The organism is Lentimonas sp. CC4, from assembly GCF_902728235.1.
GTDB lineage: Bacteria > Verrucomicrobiota > Verrucomicrobiia > Opitutales > Coraliomargaritaceae > Lentimonas.
Genome location: NZ_CACVBO010000001.1, coordinates 2,762,056 through 2,778,469 on the forward strand (window position 1 = coordinate 2,762,056; position 16,414 = coordinate 2,778,469).

The 16,414-nt window shown below is 51.8% G+C and carries 13 protein-coding genes and 1 tRNA gene; 3 read left to right on the forward strand and 11 right to left on the reverse strand.

Features of this window, described 5'->3' with window-relative positions:
* Positions 1-106: 106 nt before the first annotated feature.
* The 8 genes from GZZ87_RS11900 to GZZ87_RS11935 form a co-directional block, all read right to left on the reverse strand.
* Positions 107-2,491: a heavy metal translocating P-type ATPase metal-binding domain-containing protein gene (locus tag GZZ87_RS11900; RefSeq protein WP_162025130.1), complete on the reverse strand. Its 2,385-nt coding sequence runs from the start codon at positions 2,489-2,491 to the stop codon at positions 107-109.
* A gap of 136 nt (positions 2,492-2,627) precedes the next feature.
* Positions 2,628-2,801 (reverse strand): hypothetical protein, encoded by a 174-nt coding sequence (locus tag GZZ87_RS11905; protein WP_162025129.1) that lies wholly within the window; start codon positions 2,799-2,801, stop codon positions 2,628-2,630.
* Positions 2,802-2,810: 9 nt separating this feature from the next.
* Positions 2,811-4,235 carry a cytochrome c oxidase accessory protein CcoG gene (gene ccoG, locus GZZ87_RS11910; RefSeq protein WP_162025128.1) on the reverse strand — a complete coding sequence of 475 codons (1,425 nt, stop codon included), beginning with the start codon at positions 4,233-4,235 and terminating at the stop codon, positions 2,811-2,813.
* 175 nt (positions 4,236-4,410) lie between these two features.
* A complete protein-coding gene (locus tag GZZ87_RS11915) occupies positions 4,411-5,001 on the reverse strand; it encodes a c-type cytochrome (protein WP_162025127.1) in 591 nt (196 codons plus the stop codon).
* Positions 4,998-5,183, reverse strand: a complete 186-nt coding sequence (locus GZZ87_RS11920; protein ID WP_162025126.1) for a hypothetical protein — start codon at positions 5,181-5,183, stop codon at positions 4,998-5,000. The genes GZZ87_RS11915 and GZZ87_RS11920 overlap by 4 nt, the downstream gene beginning before the upstream one ends.
* 37 nt (positions 5,184-5,220) lie before the next feature.
* A complete protein-coding gene (gene ccoN, locus GZZ87_RS11925; protein ID WP_162025125.1) occupies positions 5,221-7,599 on the reverse strand; it encodes a cytochrome-c oxidase, cbb3-type subunit I in 2,379 nt (792 codons plus the stop codon).
* A complete protein-coding gene (locus GZZ87_RS11930; RefSeq protein WP_162025124.1) occupies positions 7,596-7,757 on the reverse strand; it encodes a hypothetical protein in 162 nt (53 codons plus the stop codon). The genes ccoN and GZZ87_RS11930 overlap by 4 nt, the downstream gene beginning before the upstream one ends.
* A gap of 11 nt (positions 7,758-7,768) precedes the next feature.
* Entirely contained in the window at positions 7,769-8,263 is a 495-nt protein-coding gene (locus GZZ87_RS11935; protein ID WP_162025123.1) for a hypothetical protein, read from the reverse strand.
* 93 nt (positions 8,264-8,356) lie between these two features.
* On the opposite strand from GZZ87_RS11935, the gene GZZ87_RS11940 reads away from it, so the two are divergent.
* Positions 8,357-9,271 (forward strand): helix-turn-helix domain-containing protein, encoded by a 915-nt coding sequence (locus GZZ87_RS11940; RefSeq protein ID WP_162025122.1) that lies wholly within the window; start codon positions 8,357-8,359, stop codon positions 9,269-9,271.
* A 232-nt stretch (positions 9,272-9,503) separates the two neighbouring features.
* Here GZZ87_RS11940 and GZZ87_RS11945 read toward each other — a convergent pair.
* Together GZZ87_RS11945 and GZZ87_RS11950 are read right to left on the reverse strand one after the other, a co-directional pair.
* Positions 9,504-9,577: transfer RNA gene (locus GZZ87_RS11945), tRNA-Gln, on the reverse strand.
* A gap of 85 nt (positions 9,578-9,662) precedes the next feature.
* Positions 9,663-10,154 (reverse strand): AP2 domain-containing protein, encoded by a 492-nt coding sequence (locus GZZ87_RS11950; RefSeq protein WP_162025121.1) that lies wholly within the window; start codon positions 10,152-10,154, stop codon positions 9,663-9,665.
* Between the two features lie 435 nt (positions 10,155-10,589).
* Between GZZ87_RS11950 and GZZ87_RS11955 the strand changes: the two genes are divergently transcribed.
* A complete protein-coding gene (locus GZZ87_RS11955) occupies positions 10,590-11,222 on the forward strand; it encodes a phosphoribosylanthranilate isomerase (RefSeq protein ID WP_162025120.1) in 633 nt (210 codons plus the stop codon).
* A 13-nt stretch (positions 11,223-11,235) separates the two neighbouring features.
* Here the strand turns inward: GZZ87_RS11955 and GZZ87_RS11960 are convergent, their stop codons facing one another.
* Positions 11,236-14,691: a hypothetical protein gene (locus tag GZZ87_RS11960; RefSeq protein WP_162025119.1), complete on the reverse strand. Its 3,456-nt coding sequence runs from the start codon at positions 14,689-14,691 to the stop codon at positions 11,236-11,238.
* A gap of 429 nt (positions 14,692-15,120) precedes the next feature.
* Between GZZ87_RS11960 and GZZ87_RS11965 the strand changes: the two genes are divergently transcribed.
* Entirely contained in the window at positions 15,121-16,407 is a 1,287-nt protein-coding gene (locus GZZ87_RS11965) for a hypothetical protein (protein WP_162025118.1), read from the forward strand.
* Positions 16,408-16,414 lie beyond the last annotated feature (7 nt).

The following is a 16,414-nucleotide window of genomic DNA, read 5'->3' on the forward strand; positions in this document are numbered from 1 at the left end:
GGGTGGATCAGTGATACAGGCATTGCTACGCCATCTCCGGCAGACCTCCGTCTTGCCTGTTGCGTAGGATTGGCTGACTCTAGAGGGACAGACAAGAATGTCTGTGTCACTTCTTCCCCAAGCCAATCCACGCAATCGCTAGCGTGGCGACCGAGCTCAGCGGCATCAGGATGGCGGCTAAGAGCGGGTGCATCATGCCTGCTAGGCAGAGGCTGACTGCTGCGACGTTGTAGCAGACGGCGGCGGCGAATACGGTGGTCACTGTGCGTCGGCGTGCGGTGGCGGTGCTGAACAGTGCGGGTAGGCAGCGTAGGCTACGGCCAAAAAAGAAGAAGTCGGCCGATGCTTCGAGTATACTGCGATCGACGACGGGGGTGCCGCGGCAGATCGCTTTGTCGAAGGCGAGACTATCATTGGCACCGTCGCCGATCATGAGCGCAGAGTCTCGGGCGTTTGAGTCGATCCAATTCGCTTTGTCGCTTGGGCTGCACTGTCCGATTGCCGAGTCGGCGGGTAAGTCGAGCTGACTCGCGATAATCGCTACGCGTTCTGCGGCGTCTCCGCTAAGAATGGCTGTATCCAGGTTTCGGCTGCGAAGTGCGGCGATGCTGTCGCGGGCATCATCGCGCACATCTTCGATGAAGCTAAAGGCCGCAACGAGTAGCCCGTTTTGGCGGAGCACACTGCGAGCATCATCGGGTGCATGTGTGTCTTTGGCTAACCATGCGGAACTACCTAGACTCCATTGGTTGGAACCCGAATCTTTCCAGATCAACCCTTTGCCGATCACTTCTTCGACGCTGTTTGCCAGCGGCGGGACGGATTCGGAGATACTCGGGTGGTAGGCGAGTAAGGCCTCGCGTAGGGAGCGCGCGACGGGGTGGACGTTGTGTGCGACGAGTTGATAGAGCGCCTGCGCTGAAAGAGGGTCGAGTTGTTGAATACTTTGGGTATTCGTGAGCCGCGGAATGTCCATCGTCAGGGTGCCGGTCTTGTCGAAGACGACAGTTCTGACCTGACGTAGGCGCTCCCAAATATCTGCTGATTTGATGAAGAGGCCAGCGCGGCGCAGACGGGCGGTGGCAAATTCGTCGCACATCGGCAACGCAACGCCGAGCGCGCAGGGGCAGGAGACGATGAGGATCGAGATGAGGACTTGTGTGGATTTGAGGACGTTGCCTGTCGTCGCCATCCATGCCGCACCGCCGATGACGGCGATGATCAGCACACAGACGATGTAGGAGCGTAGGATGCTTTGTAGGCGTAGGTCGCGGAAGGTGTCTTCGCCGCGTTCGAGGAGTTGAGCGAGCAGGCTTTCCGGCCACGATTCATTGGCGCGGAAGCGTAGGCTGTGTAGGCCGACGTTGATCGCGCCGGCGGGTGCGGTTTTTTCTTTTGGCCAAATGACGGGGTCGGCTTCGCCATTGATCCATTCGAGGCTGAGTGTGCCCTGTGCGTCGAGTGGTTGAGCGGCGACGGGATTGATTTCTCCAGGAGCAATACTGTAGTCCAAGCCTGCGGTGACTTTCTGCACTGGGAGGCGCTCGCCATCGTGTGCGCCGTTGAGTTGAGTGACCTCACGTGGGCCGACTTTTTGGCGTTGAAGTTGAGAACGGTTTTTCTCCAAGGCGAACTCTTGTAGCCAGCGGCCAGCCAGCATCAGAAAGACGAACGTGGCGACGAAGTCGAAGTAGATCAGTGAGGTGTATTCTGTAATGCAACCAATGAGCGAACCAAGGTATGCGGCAATCAGCCCCATGGCGATCGGTAGGTCGATATGCAGCACACGAGCCTTCGCGGCTTGCCATGCGCGACTGATAAAATAGCCGCCGCCGACGATCAGGCTGAGCGTGGCAAAGAGGCCGCCCAGCATTTGAAATAGCGGAGCCAGGAAGAACTCGCCGCCCATGCCGAGGTAGCCTGGTAGAGTGAAGAGCATGGTATTGAGCAGGAAGAACCCACAGAGCCCTATTCGGTGTGCGATTTGCTTGCTGCCATTGCGACTCGCTGAGGGATCTTCACTGTAAGGGCAGAGTCGATAGCCGATCTTTTGCAGCTCTTGGGCAAAGGCCTGTATCGAAAATGCGCCGCGTCGCCATGTGAGTTCGACCGCATTGGAGCGCGGATCGATCACGATGTTGCTCGCGCCTGCTTGTTGTTTAAAGATGGCTTCGATCAGCCACACACAGCCGATACAACTGATGCCTTCAATGGATAAACGTGTGGAGACTGTTGGTTCTTCGCTGGCTAATTCGGCAGTTTCGAGCTCTGCTTGGAGCGGCTCGGTGTCGCTTGGCTGGAAGACCTTGGAGCCCACGGGCGGCACCGCTTTATCGCCTTTGAGTTCATAGAAACGCTCAAGCCCACCGTCATGAATGAGTTGAGCGACGTAGTAACAACCGTGGCAACAATACGTCTCCTCTGCTTTGGGGACAAAGGGCGTCCCGCAATGCGTGCAGTGGATTGTTTTGGATTGTGGGACTGTTGTCATCGAAACGATGTCTTGGCTCAGGAGGAAACGATGGTGGGCAGTGTTGTCGCGGTCTTCGCAAGCAAAGCCCCTACGGATTTAGCCAAGTTCCTTTGTGTCGTGATCGTCGAGACGGTGTGACGCGCTCTCTGTTTTATCAATCCTGTTGAACTGGTTTATTGGTCACTGAGGTGTCGAGCTCGACGGTTTCAGTCGGGTTGTCGCGTGCGATCTTGATGAGGGTCGACCATGCGGCGATGACAAGTAAAAACGCCATGATCACCGGTATCCACAACGACCATGCGAATTTTTTCTTTTGTGACGTAGACATTGTTCGTGATTACTTGGCTGAAGCCGCGGCTTCACTTTGCTTTTTAAGCATCGTAGGGTTCGGGCCGATGAATTCGGCTTCGCGCGTCAGGATGTCGTGTCCGTCAGGTGCGACGAGGGTGAACTCAATCGGGAAACGACCTTGGTAGTTTTCTTTTAGGACGGTAATGATGACGGGGCGCACAACTTCACCCATAGGCTCGACGGTGATACCATCTTCGTTGCCTTCCATCTCGTAGGTTTGTCCCTCAGCTAGGCTAGCGACTGTGTAAGTCTTTGTTTCGCTAGTTTTATTGATGGCGCGCAGCATGTATTGATTACGGACGGCTGTGTCAGTGATGTAGTAAGGTGAGCCGGTCATGCGCACGACGTTCATATTGGCGCTACGTAGTTGTAGCACTGAGAGTGTCATTGCGGTCGCACCAATTAGCATTAGAACGAAATAAATGGCAATACGCGGGCGTAAGATACGTTTTTTCTTTCCGGCTAGTCCATTTTGCGAGTCATAGCGAATTAAGCCAGTCGGACGGTTGAGCTTCGTCATGATGGTATCGCAGGCATCGATACAGTTCGCGCAACCCACGCACTCGATTTGCAGGCCTTGACGGATGTCAATGCCAGTGGGGCAGACTTGGACACAACGCGTGCAATCGACGCAGTCCCCAATCCCACTTTGCTTGGCTTTGCCGCGAGGTTCGCCGCGTATTTCATCATAGCCAATGATGACTGAGTCATCATCAATCATTGCTGATTGGAGACGGCCATAAGGGCAGATAACTAAGCATAGTTGCTCGCGAAACCATGCGAAATTAAAATAGATGAGTGCACTGGCAATGAAGACGAAGAGAAAGGCGCCCCAGTGCTCTTTCGGGCTATCCTGCATCCATTGATAGAGCTGCGGGATGGAGATGAAGTAAGCGAGGAAGAGGTGTGCAATCATCAAGGAGATGACCGCGAAGATGAGTTGTTTGAGTCCGCGTTTCTTTATCTTCTCGGCTGTCCATGGTTGGTCATCGAGCTTTTTGCGCTTGTTGCTGTCGCCTTCAATCCAGCGTTCGATACGGCGATACACATGCTCCAAAAAGACGGTTTGAGGACAGGCCCAGCCGCACCAGAGACGGCCAAAGAGTGCAGTAATGAAGAACAGGGAGAAACCGACGCCGGTAATGAAGAAGAAGGCGAGCCACAGGTCTTGTGCAGCGAAGGTTAGGCCGAATAAGTGGAAGCGTCGGTTGAAGACATCTAGGAAGACCGCCGGGTTACCGTTGATTGGAATCCACGGCAGTGTCACATAAATACCGATTAGCAGGAGAGCAAAGATACGACGCCAGTGAGTGAATACCCCAGAGACATCGGCCGGGTGTAAGAATTTGCGTGAGCCATCACGGTTAATGGTGGTGACGGATTCGCGATTGGGTTGGACTAGCTTGCTCATTATTAAAAGCGAATAGGATGTGTCGGTTTTGCTGCTTCGTCCAATGAGGAGGAAGAAATAGACCGCTTAATCAGTGTGGCTAATTGTGACCATAAGATGGTCGGCTCGTAGTCGTCAAAGTTGGTGTAAATGCGCTCGCAATAATGAGGTATCACTATCACGAACGCAGAAATCACTATTCGGCCGGGTAAGCGCTCTGCATTTGAGCTTGGTCGTTTTTACTCAAGACATAGGCGACAACCTCTGTGATGCGTTTTTGACCGAGCATTGAGCCCCATGCTTGCATGCCTTTGTCTGGCACTCCCTTGTCAATCGTTACGTAGACCTGGGAAGGTCGGCCACCGTGCACCCACTCGGCATCAACGAGGTTGAAGCCGATGCCGCCCTGGAGTTCTTTGCCATGGCAAGCAATGCAGTTGGCCTCAAAGGTGGCTTTACCCGCAGCGATGAAGTCGGGGTTGCTGCTCATTTCCCAGAATAGATCATCATTGCTGACATCGATCGAGTTTGCGAGGCGCTTGGTCTTCAATTCCGCTAGTTTCTCTTCTAGTTGGTGGTCATCGTTGCCTGCAAAGCTGCGGTCATCGAGCACCAGCCAGTAGATGATGGAAAACACGATCATAGTGAAGAGGATGCAAAGCCACCAAGAAGGGAGACGTTGGTCGTATTCCTGAATGCCGTCGACTACGTGATCGCGGAGCGTGACGCCCTCAGGGAGATCCTCTTGTTTGACGAGGTGTTCGTCTTTATTTTCGCCTGTGTTCATTTGTTTGCTGCTTGGGTTGAATTGTCGTCGTCTTCGAGGGGGAGGTTCTCCATGTGGCTCACCGTCGTTTTCTTTAGAAAAAGAGCACGGGCGGTGATGGCGAGAAAGACGCCAAAAGTGAGCCAGAAGGAGATGTGCGGAACGATGCTCGTCCAGTCGTCGTAGATGATGCGTTTAAACATAATATTGAGTGACTAAGTGTGGATGCCTAATAATTGCTTATTCGGCGGCGGCTTCACGGGCAGCTTTTTCAGAGGCAAGTTCGTAAGTGCCTAGCTTCTGTAGATAAGCGATGAGTGCGACGATCTCTCTGTCGGGATCGGTAAAAGCGCCTTTCTCGGCCAAGCGCTCGACAATGCCAGCAGCTTGTTCGTTGATTTGGCTCTCGATGTCCTCAGGCGATAGGTCGATCGGATAGGGCACGCCAAGCATGCGCATGACATCAATCTTCCTTGGTAGCTGACTGACTTTGATTGGCTTCTCAAAGAGCCATGGGTAATTCGGCATGTTCGAACCTGGCGAGACACTGCGTGGATCCAGCATGTGGAAGAAGTGCCAGTCATCAGAGCGCACGCCGCCTTCGCGAGCGAGGTCTGGACCTGTGCGCTTCGAGCCCCATTGATAAGGGTAGTCGTAGATCGATTCACCGAGGTGCGAGTAACCTCCGCCTTGACCTTGGTCGCCATAACGCATGACGTCTGGCACGAGGGTGCGGATCATCTGCGAGTGGCAGTTGTAGCAACCTTCGCTGACGTAGATATCGCGACCAGCCAGTTCGAGTGGTGTGTAGGGCACTTGAATGCGGCCTTCGATATTATCGGCGCGTTGCATCGTGACGGTCGGAATGATCTGAATTGCACCACCGATGCCTGCAGCGATGATGGTCAATACCGTGAAGGCAAAGCCATGGTCTAGGAGTTGGTCATACCATTGACTCCATGTTGCTTTGCATACTTCGAAGTGTGCGATTGCGACGATAATGAAGGTGATGGTCAAGAAGGTGCCGAAGATGAATAGGGCGCCATTGCTGAAGATCGTCAGGCAGACTGCAAATACGATGAGCAGTGAGTAGATGACTGGAGCTGATAGGAAGCTTTTGGCAGCGCTTGGTGTTTCAATGTCAGTGACTTCGACTTCAACTGTGCCGTTGACTGCAGTGCCGCTCTTCGCAGTGCGCCAAATATTGTAGGCACAGAGAACAAAGCCGGTGACATAGAGGAAACCTCCAATTGCACGGAACAGCATGACTGGGCGGATTGCCTGCAGCGTATCGAGGAAGTTCGGATACTGTAGAAGTGTGCCGCCTTCAATTGTGGCGTTGAGCATCAGGCCTTGAGTGATGCCGGCGACCCACATGGATGCGACATAGAGGAGAATACCCACCATACCCATCCAGAAGTGGGCATTTGCGAGTGCAGTGGAGTAGAGTTTGGTCTTCCAGAGGCGAGGCGCGAGCCAGTAGAACATACCAGCAGCGAGGAAACCATTCCATCCGAGGGTGCCGCTGTGCACGTGCCCGACTGTCCAGTCGGTGTAGTGGGAGAGGGCGTTCACTGCCTTAATTGAAAGCAATGGGCCTTCAAAGGTGCACATGCCGTAGAAGGTAACCGCTGCGGCGAAGAACTTAATGATTGGGTCGGTTAGGAGCTTATCCCATGCGCCACGGAGGGTGAGGAGGCCATTGAGCATACCTGCCCAAGATGGCGCCCAGAGCATGAGGCTGAAAACCATACCGAGTGACTGCAGCCATTCGGGTAGGGCTGTGTTCAGCAAGTGGTGAGGGCCGGCCCAGATGTAGATGAATACGAGCGACCAGAAGTGAATGATCGACAGACGGTAGGAGTAAACTGGACGATTCGCCGCTTTGGGGACGAAGTAATACATGATGCCGAGCATCGGCGTGGTGAGGAAGAAGGCCACCGCGTTGTGTCCATACCACCATTGAACTAGGGCGTCCTGCACGCCACCAAAGATCGGGTAGCTGTGCGTGAAGCTGGTTGGGATGGACAGGTGATTGACCACATAGAGCATGGTGATCGTGACAATCGTCGCGATGTAGAACCAGAGGCCGACGTAGAGCGACTTTTCGTTACGCTTTGCGAGTGTCCAGAAGAAGTTGGCCGCAAATATCAGCCAGATGACAGCCACCATGATGTTGATGGGCCAGATGAGCTCTGCATATTCCTTACCGCGTGTGAACCCCGCAGGGAGCGAGATCGCTGCGCAGACGATGATGAACTGCCAGCCCCAGAAGTTGATCTTACTGAGCAAGTCAGATGCCATTCGAGTTCGGCAAAGGCGCTGAGTCGAGTAGTAGATGCCTGCAAACATCATATTGCCGACGAAGGCAAAAATTGCCGCGTTGGTATGCAGTGGGCGCAGTCGCCCGAATGTTAGAAATTCGATTCCCTCGCTTTTTAAGGCTCCGAGTGTGAGCCATTCGATGAACTTGCCGTTCATTTGCCAGAAATTCAGCTGGAAGGCAATGAGCACTCCGGCTCCCATGCCGACGATGCCCCAGAAGATGGATGCGATCATGAACTTCCTTACGGAGTCATCATCGTATACGATAGTTGTAGTAGCGGGTTTTGTATTCATTTGCGCGGAGCGGCTATAGGTGTTTCGTTGTCAAAAGGTCGTAGTGCGTCCTGTTCAGGGCTGCTGAGGGCTTTGCCTCGGCGTTCAAGAAGGAAGAATAGTAAAAAGAGCGCAGCTAATAATAGGCTCAAGAAGACGGTTAGTAGGAGAACTTTCATGTGCGTTAAGCTCAGCTTTTAGTGTGACCTTCCACAAAAGGGCAGTCGGAGCGAAAATGTTTATAGTGGCAGTGGTCGATTTCATTGGAGACCACGCCAGATAGGGCATGGTTTATTAAATCCGCAAAGTGCTCGCGGTCAAATTCACTGAATTCATGAGTCGTATCCCAGTTTGTGTCAAAGACGCTGAGGAACGCGAATAGGCCCGAATCATGCAACTCCATGCAGACGCGACCGCCCATGGTGCGTTGTTTACAGGTGCAGGTGTGTCCCAGTATGTCATCCAAGTGCATGCCGTCGGTCTTGTGTTCGGGAGCCTTTCCGGATTCGATCACCTTGAGGGTGCGGTCGAATGCGTGGGAGAGGAATTGGATTGGCACGCCCGTTGAGTCTACTTCTGGGGATGCTTGGTCGGTGTGCATTGTTGGTATTTCAGCTTCCAGCAACCAATTCTCGATGATTTGATCCCGGTTGTCCTGTAAGTAGCTGATTAGGTGAGCGTGCATGTTCTTGATTATTTCATAGGTGCCACTAGCTTGTCTTCGCATATTAGGCACATCACTGTGCATATTTTCTCAAAACATCGATAAACTCAAGTAATGCCATCCGAAATCTGCCTATCTCGTGTTGATTCCGCTACGTCGGAGCAGCGCCGTGGGCAACGATTGGTGGTGAAATTGTCGGAGTCTGCTTTGTTTAAAGAGTATCAGGCGGCCTTTCGTGGTGCGACGGGCTTGTCGCTCGCATTACGCCCTGTGCAATCATTTAAGCAGGGGGATGGCTCTCTGGGGCAGAATTCTTTGTGTCGAATCGTGTCAGAGGCTACGCAAGGGTGTGTGAGTTGTTTGGCGGTGCGGGAGTCATTGGAAAGGCAGGCGGTGTTGAAACCTAAGTCGGTGCGTTGTTTTGTTGGGCTTTGTGATAGTGCAGTGCCCGTGCGCGTAGGTGACGGGTTGATTGGGTATTTGCATACTGGGCAGATTTTGCTGCATGAGCCGAATCGGGAGGAGTTTGATCAAGCGGTCCAGCAACTTCACGATTGGGGCGCATCGGTTGATTTTGAGGCGCTTGAGACTGCGTATTTCAATACGCAGGTCATTCGGCCAGAGCAATACGACTCGATGTTGCGACTCCTTGCGATGTTTGCGGAGCACCTTGCTGTTATCAGTAATAGCATTGAAATTAAGGATCAAGAGGATGAGCCGAAGTTGGTAAGTCAAGCGAAGTGCTACATTCAAGAGCATTATAGTGAGCGTATCTCGCTTGATGAGGCTGCGCAGGCGGTCAATGCGAGCACGCGCCATTTTTGTAAGGTCTTTAAGGCGTCCACTGGTATGACATTTACCGATTACCTGGCGCGCGTCCGCGTTGAGCAGGCGAAGTTGCTGCTCGGGAACCCGCATTTACGCGTGAGTGAGATCGCATTTGAGACTGGTTTCGAGTCGATTTCGCAGTTTAATCGCTCCTTTAAGCGGATTGCAGGGCATTCGCCGACTCAGTTTCGCGAGGCGTAGTAAGGTTCGAATCACCTCCGATCCTAGGATTACCGGAGAATTTAGATTTCTCTGGTAGCGGCGTGCGTCCCGCGCGCCATCCATCGTCTTGGCTTCGTATCGATGGCGCGCAGGGACCACGCCGTTACCGATTGCAATTCACTCGAAATGGTTCAGTGCATCGATACACCTTTTTCGCAGTAATCGACGATGAACCAAAAAAGCCCCTCATTGCTGAGGGGCTTAAGTCTTTTGGCAGGCTCACAGGGATTTGAACCCCGACTGAAAGAACCAGAAACTTTAGTGCTACCATTACACCATGAGCCTAGATTTCCAAAAGAAAAAGCGCAGCATGGAAGCTGCGCTTTGTCCGTCAAGCCGTTAAGAAAAGATATTTCTTAATTTTTAAAGCTTACGCTTCGCGTGCCTTCTTTTGCTTGCTGAGCCTCTTATAGAAGTTCGGGCCGTGGATTTCGCGCATCATCTTACGGCGATGCTCGACTGCCATTTTGAAGGATTTCTTTTCACCATATTTTTTGATGGAGAAAGAAGTGCACTTTTGCACACCAGGTTCTGGGCGCCAACTGACGGAGTAGCATTCGTGCTTCGTGCCGTTCGGGCCAATTTTGGTAGTGCGTGATACGCCGAGTTCGCCAGTTGTGTTGCGTGAATCAGATACAACGATTCGGCGTTGACGTGGCTTTTTGGGAATGGCTTCGAGTTCCTCGTTGAGCTCATCGCGATATGCTTTCGCTAGCTTCTGAGCTTTGCCTTTACCGCCGCATTTGCGGTCGCTGAAGAGCTTTGAGTATGTCTTGCCGTTGCGATAACCGCGAACGAACCATCCGTGTGTTGAACCGGAGTCGATGCGGCTGATGCCTTTATTTGCTTTTGATCGTGCCATGATATTGAGGAGGGCTAGTGGTTGAGGGTTATTAGTATTTATGGGATTACTAATAACGTATGTTGAGAGTCTGAATTATCAAACGTGAGTCTTAAAAAAAAATCTCGGGTTATTATTTAGCCATGTGCACCTTTGCACAGGCGTCGTGTTCTGCAAGCTAAACGTTATGTTGTTCTTAGTATTAATAAGTGTGAATTCTGAACTAGGTTAATTGGAGGTGGATGCCTGCCGTTTTCGGGGGCGTGCCATTAAATTATTTACATTTAAGTTGTTTATACATTTGAGCCGTAGCTTTGATTTTTGTTCCTAACTTTTCTTATCTTTGCATGGATTTAACGATTAGGTTCTAATCTGTTAGGATCTTGGGGGATTAATGAGTCTAAAGTATTTACCTATGTTTTAGAGGCGCATAGGTTTTGGTTTATGAATCAGGATGTGAAAATTAAAATCTGTGGTATGACGCGAGAGGAAGATGTGGAGCTTGCGCTGTCTCTTGGCGCGGACTTCTTGGGTTTTATCGTATATCCGAAGTCGCCTCGGGGGATTTCGCTCGCGCGCGCCGAGGAATTGGCCGCGGTTGTGCCAGAGGGTAAGCGAGTGATTGTGGATGTGGAGACGAGTCCTGATGATTTGCGGCGCTACTGCGGTGCGGGCTTTGATCGCTTTCAGATTCATGCTTCCTTGCCGCTAGATGAGCAACGATTGGGGCAGTGGTCTGAGATCGCCTTGCGTGATCGCTTATGGTTGGCACCGCGCGTATCGCCGACGGATGTGTTTCCGGAATCTGTGCTGAGTGATGCCGATACGATTCTCTTGGATACATATTCGAAGGATCAGGTTGGCGGCACCGGCCATACTGGGGACTTTGAGCGGTTTGCTGGCTTGAAGCAGCAGTTTGAGGATACCCAGTGGATCTTGGCGGGTGGGCTGAACCCGTCGAATGTTTTGGATGCGGTTAGGCGCTCGACCACTACGCGAGTCGACGTGAATAGTGGTGTCGAGAGTGCTCCGGGCATAAAAAACCCGGAGAAGCTGCGTGAGCTTTTCCGGGTTTTGCGTGAAGCTTGAGTGAACTAGCTGACTACTTGATCGGGTGGCGACCGAGGGTGCCTACGAGTTGCTTCGTGTAGTCAGCGTTGCTGACTCGTGCAAGTTCCTCTTTGGCTGCCGCGAGACGGCTTCCGATGTCGAGACGCGCTGCAACGCCAGTGTGTGACTCCTTGGACATGAAGTGTGTCAAGTAGTCCACATTGGATGTCCATGACTTGATGTCTTGCTCCTGCTGGCTTTCGAGGCGTGCTTTATACCAGTCGCTGTTGAGCATGGCTTCGCGGGTGAAGAGGCTACGGACTTCTTCGGAGTCGAGGCCCTTACCTTCGTATTCACCATACGCCATGATGTTAAGCAATGCTTTGAGTGGAGGGCACGCTTCATCGATTGAGCCATCTGCAAAGTAATTCAGTGCGGCTTGCTTGTGGGCGGCCTGTGTGGTCTCCATGCCCTCAACAAATGCATCAACGTCTTGCAGCTCAGGTTTGAGCATCTCTTCGTTGAGGACTGTCTCAGGGTTGTTGAACACGCGAGCGAAGAAGATGCGCACGAACTTGGCTGTGATGCGGTAGCCGAGGAGGCTGGCCTTCACTGTCTTGCCCTTGTGCTCGAAGTCTTCGACCTTTTCAAGGTAGCCGTGCTCGATCATCCACTTCGGATCTGTTTCTTCTGGGCGCATGCGGCACCAGATTTCAGGGACGAGGAGGCTGACGTCGTGATCAACGCGGTAGTTCGGGCCGACATAACCAGCTGCGGTGATGAATGCTGGCTGCTCAGTTGCGAGGTAGGACACGAGCGCATTGTTCATGTCGTAGATCGGCAATAGGGCGTTGAACGGGCCCTTGGTGAGGGCACCTTCGGAACCAGCACCTGTGGTGGATGGTGATTTGCCGGTGATTGACGCGATGTATTCCATGAAGAGCTCAGGGAGCTCCATGTGGTGAATCGGACTGAACATGCAGAGCGCTGAAACGCCTGCTTCTGGCTCTGCTGGGTTGTTGCGGCGACCTGGAAGGATCGATGTAACAGGGCGGAGTAGTGGCGATTGCGAATCTTGCTTGCGGAATAAGCGGGAGCTGATGTCTGCCAAGTAGAGACCACGCTGATCCTTGATGTCTGGTCGGACTTGGAGGTAGCGAGGATTCTTAGTCGGTGCGCCGTCAACCATGCGTGGATACGCAGGTGTCGAATAGTAGTCGACGTTTCCTTCCTCTACGAAGTCTTTCACCATGTCCTTCATTGGCTGTGTGTATTGGCCAAATCGGATGGTGTCCTCGACTTCATTCTTGCCGTGTTCGGCATTGAGTGGCTCGTAGTTACTTAGGAAGCTGCCGTCAGAGCTGAGGTCTGCTTCGGCTTGCTTGTCATAGCCGCGGATGATCGCATCATCTGGGCGTTGGAAGAAGCGGTATTCGCAATTGTGCACAAACTTAGAAGACGGTGCTGTCCACTCGGGTGGCAGGCTCTTGATTTGCTCCGAAGGTGCGACCACTGATGCGGTAATGTCGTCTTCCAGTGATATCTTGGTCGCAGGCATGAAGTCCTTGCGGAGTCCAAATGTGCGCCATGAGCCGTCATCAGTGTAACCCACGCGTAGGTATTGCGTCAGCATTGGGTTGCCGCGATAGCGCAGGACATTGCCAAACTCACCGTTGATCAGGTCGACGCTGAAGCGGTTGCGCCAGTCATTGCCCCAGTCCTCTTTGTAGAAGCGCTTGATGATGAGGACGAGTTCCTTGACTTGCTGTGGGATCTCGTTGACCCAATTATTGTATGCGTCGTTGAAGTCACTGGATGGAGTGAGCAGCTTAATGACGGAGCCGAGTGAACGTTCCTTGCTTAAGATCGGACGTGAGTCCTCGTGATGTTCAGCTTCGTCTGCAAAGCGTTGGCCGAAGTTCTTGCTGATAATTTTTTCGGCGAGGTCGAAATCTTTTACGAAGTCTTTGACAAAGACGGGGCCAGTGATGATGGCGTCAGTGATTGGCTTCGATATTTCGGATTTACCACCCCCAGAGACGGTGGAAGGTTTGTGGCAGACGCGGCTTTCAGGCGTATGGCCGACCAAGCGCCAGCGACGGCCTTCTGCGGGTTGAACCATCTGCACCTTGTAGCCTGTTGGCAGCACATAGCTGATGTTTGGTAGCAGTTTGATTGTTTGCTCTGCGCCGTCCTTAGTCCACGTGATCTTTTGAGTGTTTAGCTCGAAGCGTGCGTCCTTGGGGAGGTAGAGGATATTGCCGTAGTTTTTATCTACAGCGTAACCTTCTGGCATGAGGTTGATGCGATCTGCGTAGTTCGCGATGACGTCTTCGAAGCTGTGCTTGAGGTCCTTATAGACGTGCGCCAGCTCGAAATCTTCACCGAGGTCGTAACCAGTGAATGCGAGCGTGCCACCTGCGTGCTCTTCTTCGGCGAGGCCGATGAGGTTGGCAGAGAAACCGATTTGAGTTTTAACTTCCTTCTTGCAGTAGCCGAAGTAGTTATCAGCGATCGCTGTGACCACGCGCCCTGATGCATCGCGGCAAGTAATTTTGAATGCGCCGCCATCGTTATAGAGTTCGTCTTCCTTCTCCCAGCACATCCCGTCGCGCTTTTGGCGTTCAGTTGCATCTTTAATGTTAGGCAAGCCAAGCTCTTTCTTGGTGGTGCCCATTAGGTGTGGTGCGAGGATTACGCAACCAGTTGTGCCTGTCCAGTGTGCGGGGTCTAGGCCTGCATCATTTTCGGATACGAATGGATCGCCTCCGTTGCCAAAGATAGACTCAACGAAGTCGAGGTTGCTGACCATGCTGCCTGGAGCGAAGAAGCGGACTTCCATGGTCTTTTCTTTGGTGAAGCCGTCGACTTCAGGGACAACCACTGGGCGGAGCAAGAGAGAGACCCATGACTTTGCTGGGGTCGCTTCATTTGCTAAGAAAGGAAGTGTGGTCAGTGAGTCGGGCGCCGTTGCGAGCGCTTTTTGAAATAGACGTGCGGCTGCGAGCTGAGGCACTGCCTTTTTGTCATTTGGAATTGGCAAGCCACCTTCTGTGACGTGGAAGACTCCCTTAGTGGTGCGACGGTCGCTCTTCGGATTGTGTAGCACGCCCTGTTGGATGCGGTAAGAGTCGATGATGTCGGACGAGAAGTGGTCGCCTTTCGCGGGGAGTGAAAGTGTGCGTGCCACCCCATGGCGATCTAGGATCAAGGTGTTGTTCGGTAGGTGAGGCATCTCGGACAAGTCGAGGTCGGAGAAATACTCTGCCAAAAAGCTTTGGATGCGTTGGTCACAAGGAGGCAAGTAGTCCGCGAGGAGGCGTGACTTCTCTTGGTAGCTCTCAAGCAAGGATTTGCTGAGTCCGAAAAACTCGGAGTCGGCAAGGTCGCCAAAAACTGGCTGACCGATGGAGGTGAGCTTTAAGTTTACATACTCCAGTAGTGACTTGCTGTCATAAACTGAGTCTGCGGTGTCTGGATCTAGGCCTAGTTGTGTCTTGAATTCCATTTGTGGATTTTTTTTATTTCTAATTTATTGTGAGCTTCAGTTAAATTGAGATGCCTTCAGCTCGTTTCTTTGACTTATAACAGTGAACGCAGAATGAACTGTAGTAGAGTTCAAGAGAGTTCAAGGTTATGCGGATTTTGATAAGCTGGGCTTATTTTTAGTCAATGCTATATTAGCTAGTTTGTCTTTGATGTGCCGCTTTTAAGCGCTTTCTCGGCGTTTGTTGCCTTGGAACTACGAAAACTGTTTTTTGTGCCTCTGAGATTTGTCGTTTTTGGGGTAATATTAATCTACAACGTCACCATTCGGAGACTATTAGCTGTCACCGGTGTCATTCGAGTTATAAAAACACGATTCGGCGAAAATGATAGTTGTCATGTGTATTATATGTGCTGTGACTCGTATCCTCATTGTCTCTGTTTACCATCAATGTTTAATTTAAACTATACCCTCAGTGCTTCGAGCTTTCACTTGAAGCCTCTTTTGACCCGGATCGGGTTCTTTACTTGTGCGTTCTGTTGGGCAGCATCTGTTGTGCTGCTTGCTGAGACAGGAGTGAGTGGATCCTTAGATGATGTTTTGAAGGATGCGCATGGCGTGCGTTTGGAAGAGTTCAAACAGGTGGTTTCCCAAGATAGGGTGATCTTCGATAAAGAGATGTTTGTATATGACTGTAAGTATGTTCAGGCATCGACATTGCGTCGTGTGTTGGAGGAATTTATCAGTTCGGATGGTATGGTATCTGAGAGTCTGGAATCGGATCAACTGGTTCTGTCAGAGCGTTCGGATCAGATCGGAATGCTGAAGACTATCATTGAACGTTTGGATCAGCCGGTGCCGCAGATTCTTGTTGAGGCACGTATCATGGAGTTAAACATCGACTCGGACTTAGAGAAAGAGATCGATTTGTATTATCAGGACATTGGGCTAGACCCTTTGACTAACAACATTGAGGTGCTTAAGAAGGTCGGTTCTCAACTTGGGGTGCCTGGTGCGGCTCCGAGTGACTCTGGTGGAATCGTAAACACGTCGATTTGGGATAATGGTTCAGAATCGCTCAACCTCTTTATTCGCTATTTGGAGACGAATGGTAAGGCGAAGATACTTTCAGCTCCCAATCTAATTATTCAGCGAGGCAAAGAGGGTAGTATTGTGACTGGTGAGGAGGTTCCCATTTTATCCCAAACGACTTCCAGTGGAGGTGTGACGACTTCGACCGAGTTTAAGAGTGTCGGTATTAAGCTAAGTGTCACACCGACGATGATTTCAGGTGATCGCGTCCGGGTCGAAGTCAACCCGGAGGTCTCAACGGTGATTAGTTATAGTGTGGCAGGGGAAGTTGCGAATCCGATCATTGCGGTGCGCCAAGCGCGCACGGAATTGGAAGTGCGTGATGGGCAAATGATATCGATGGCTGGTTTGCTACAAAGCACGGATCGTGATATCGAGCGTCGCACGCCAATGTTATCCAACATTCCGATCTTAGGTTCTTTGTTTACTTCGCGTCGTGACCAAAGTCAGCAGACTCAGTTGATCATCTTTCTGAGCATTAATATCTTGGAGTTTGGTGAGGGTGCGGTCATTCGGCCTGATGATGTTGATCCACGGATCAATACAGAGATGGAACGCATAGAGAAGGAGCAGTCTGAGCAGTTTCCTGCCCCGAGCTTAGAGCGTGATCTCGAGGGATTCATGAAAGAGGGGATTAATAATTAAAGTGATT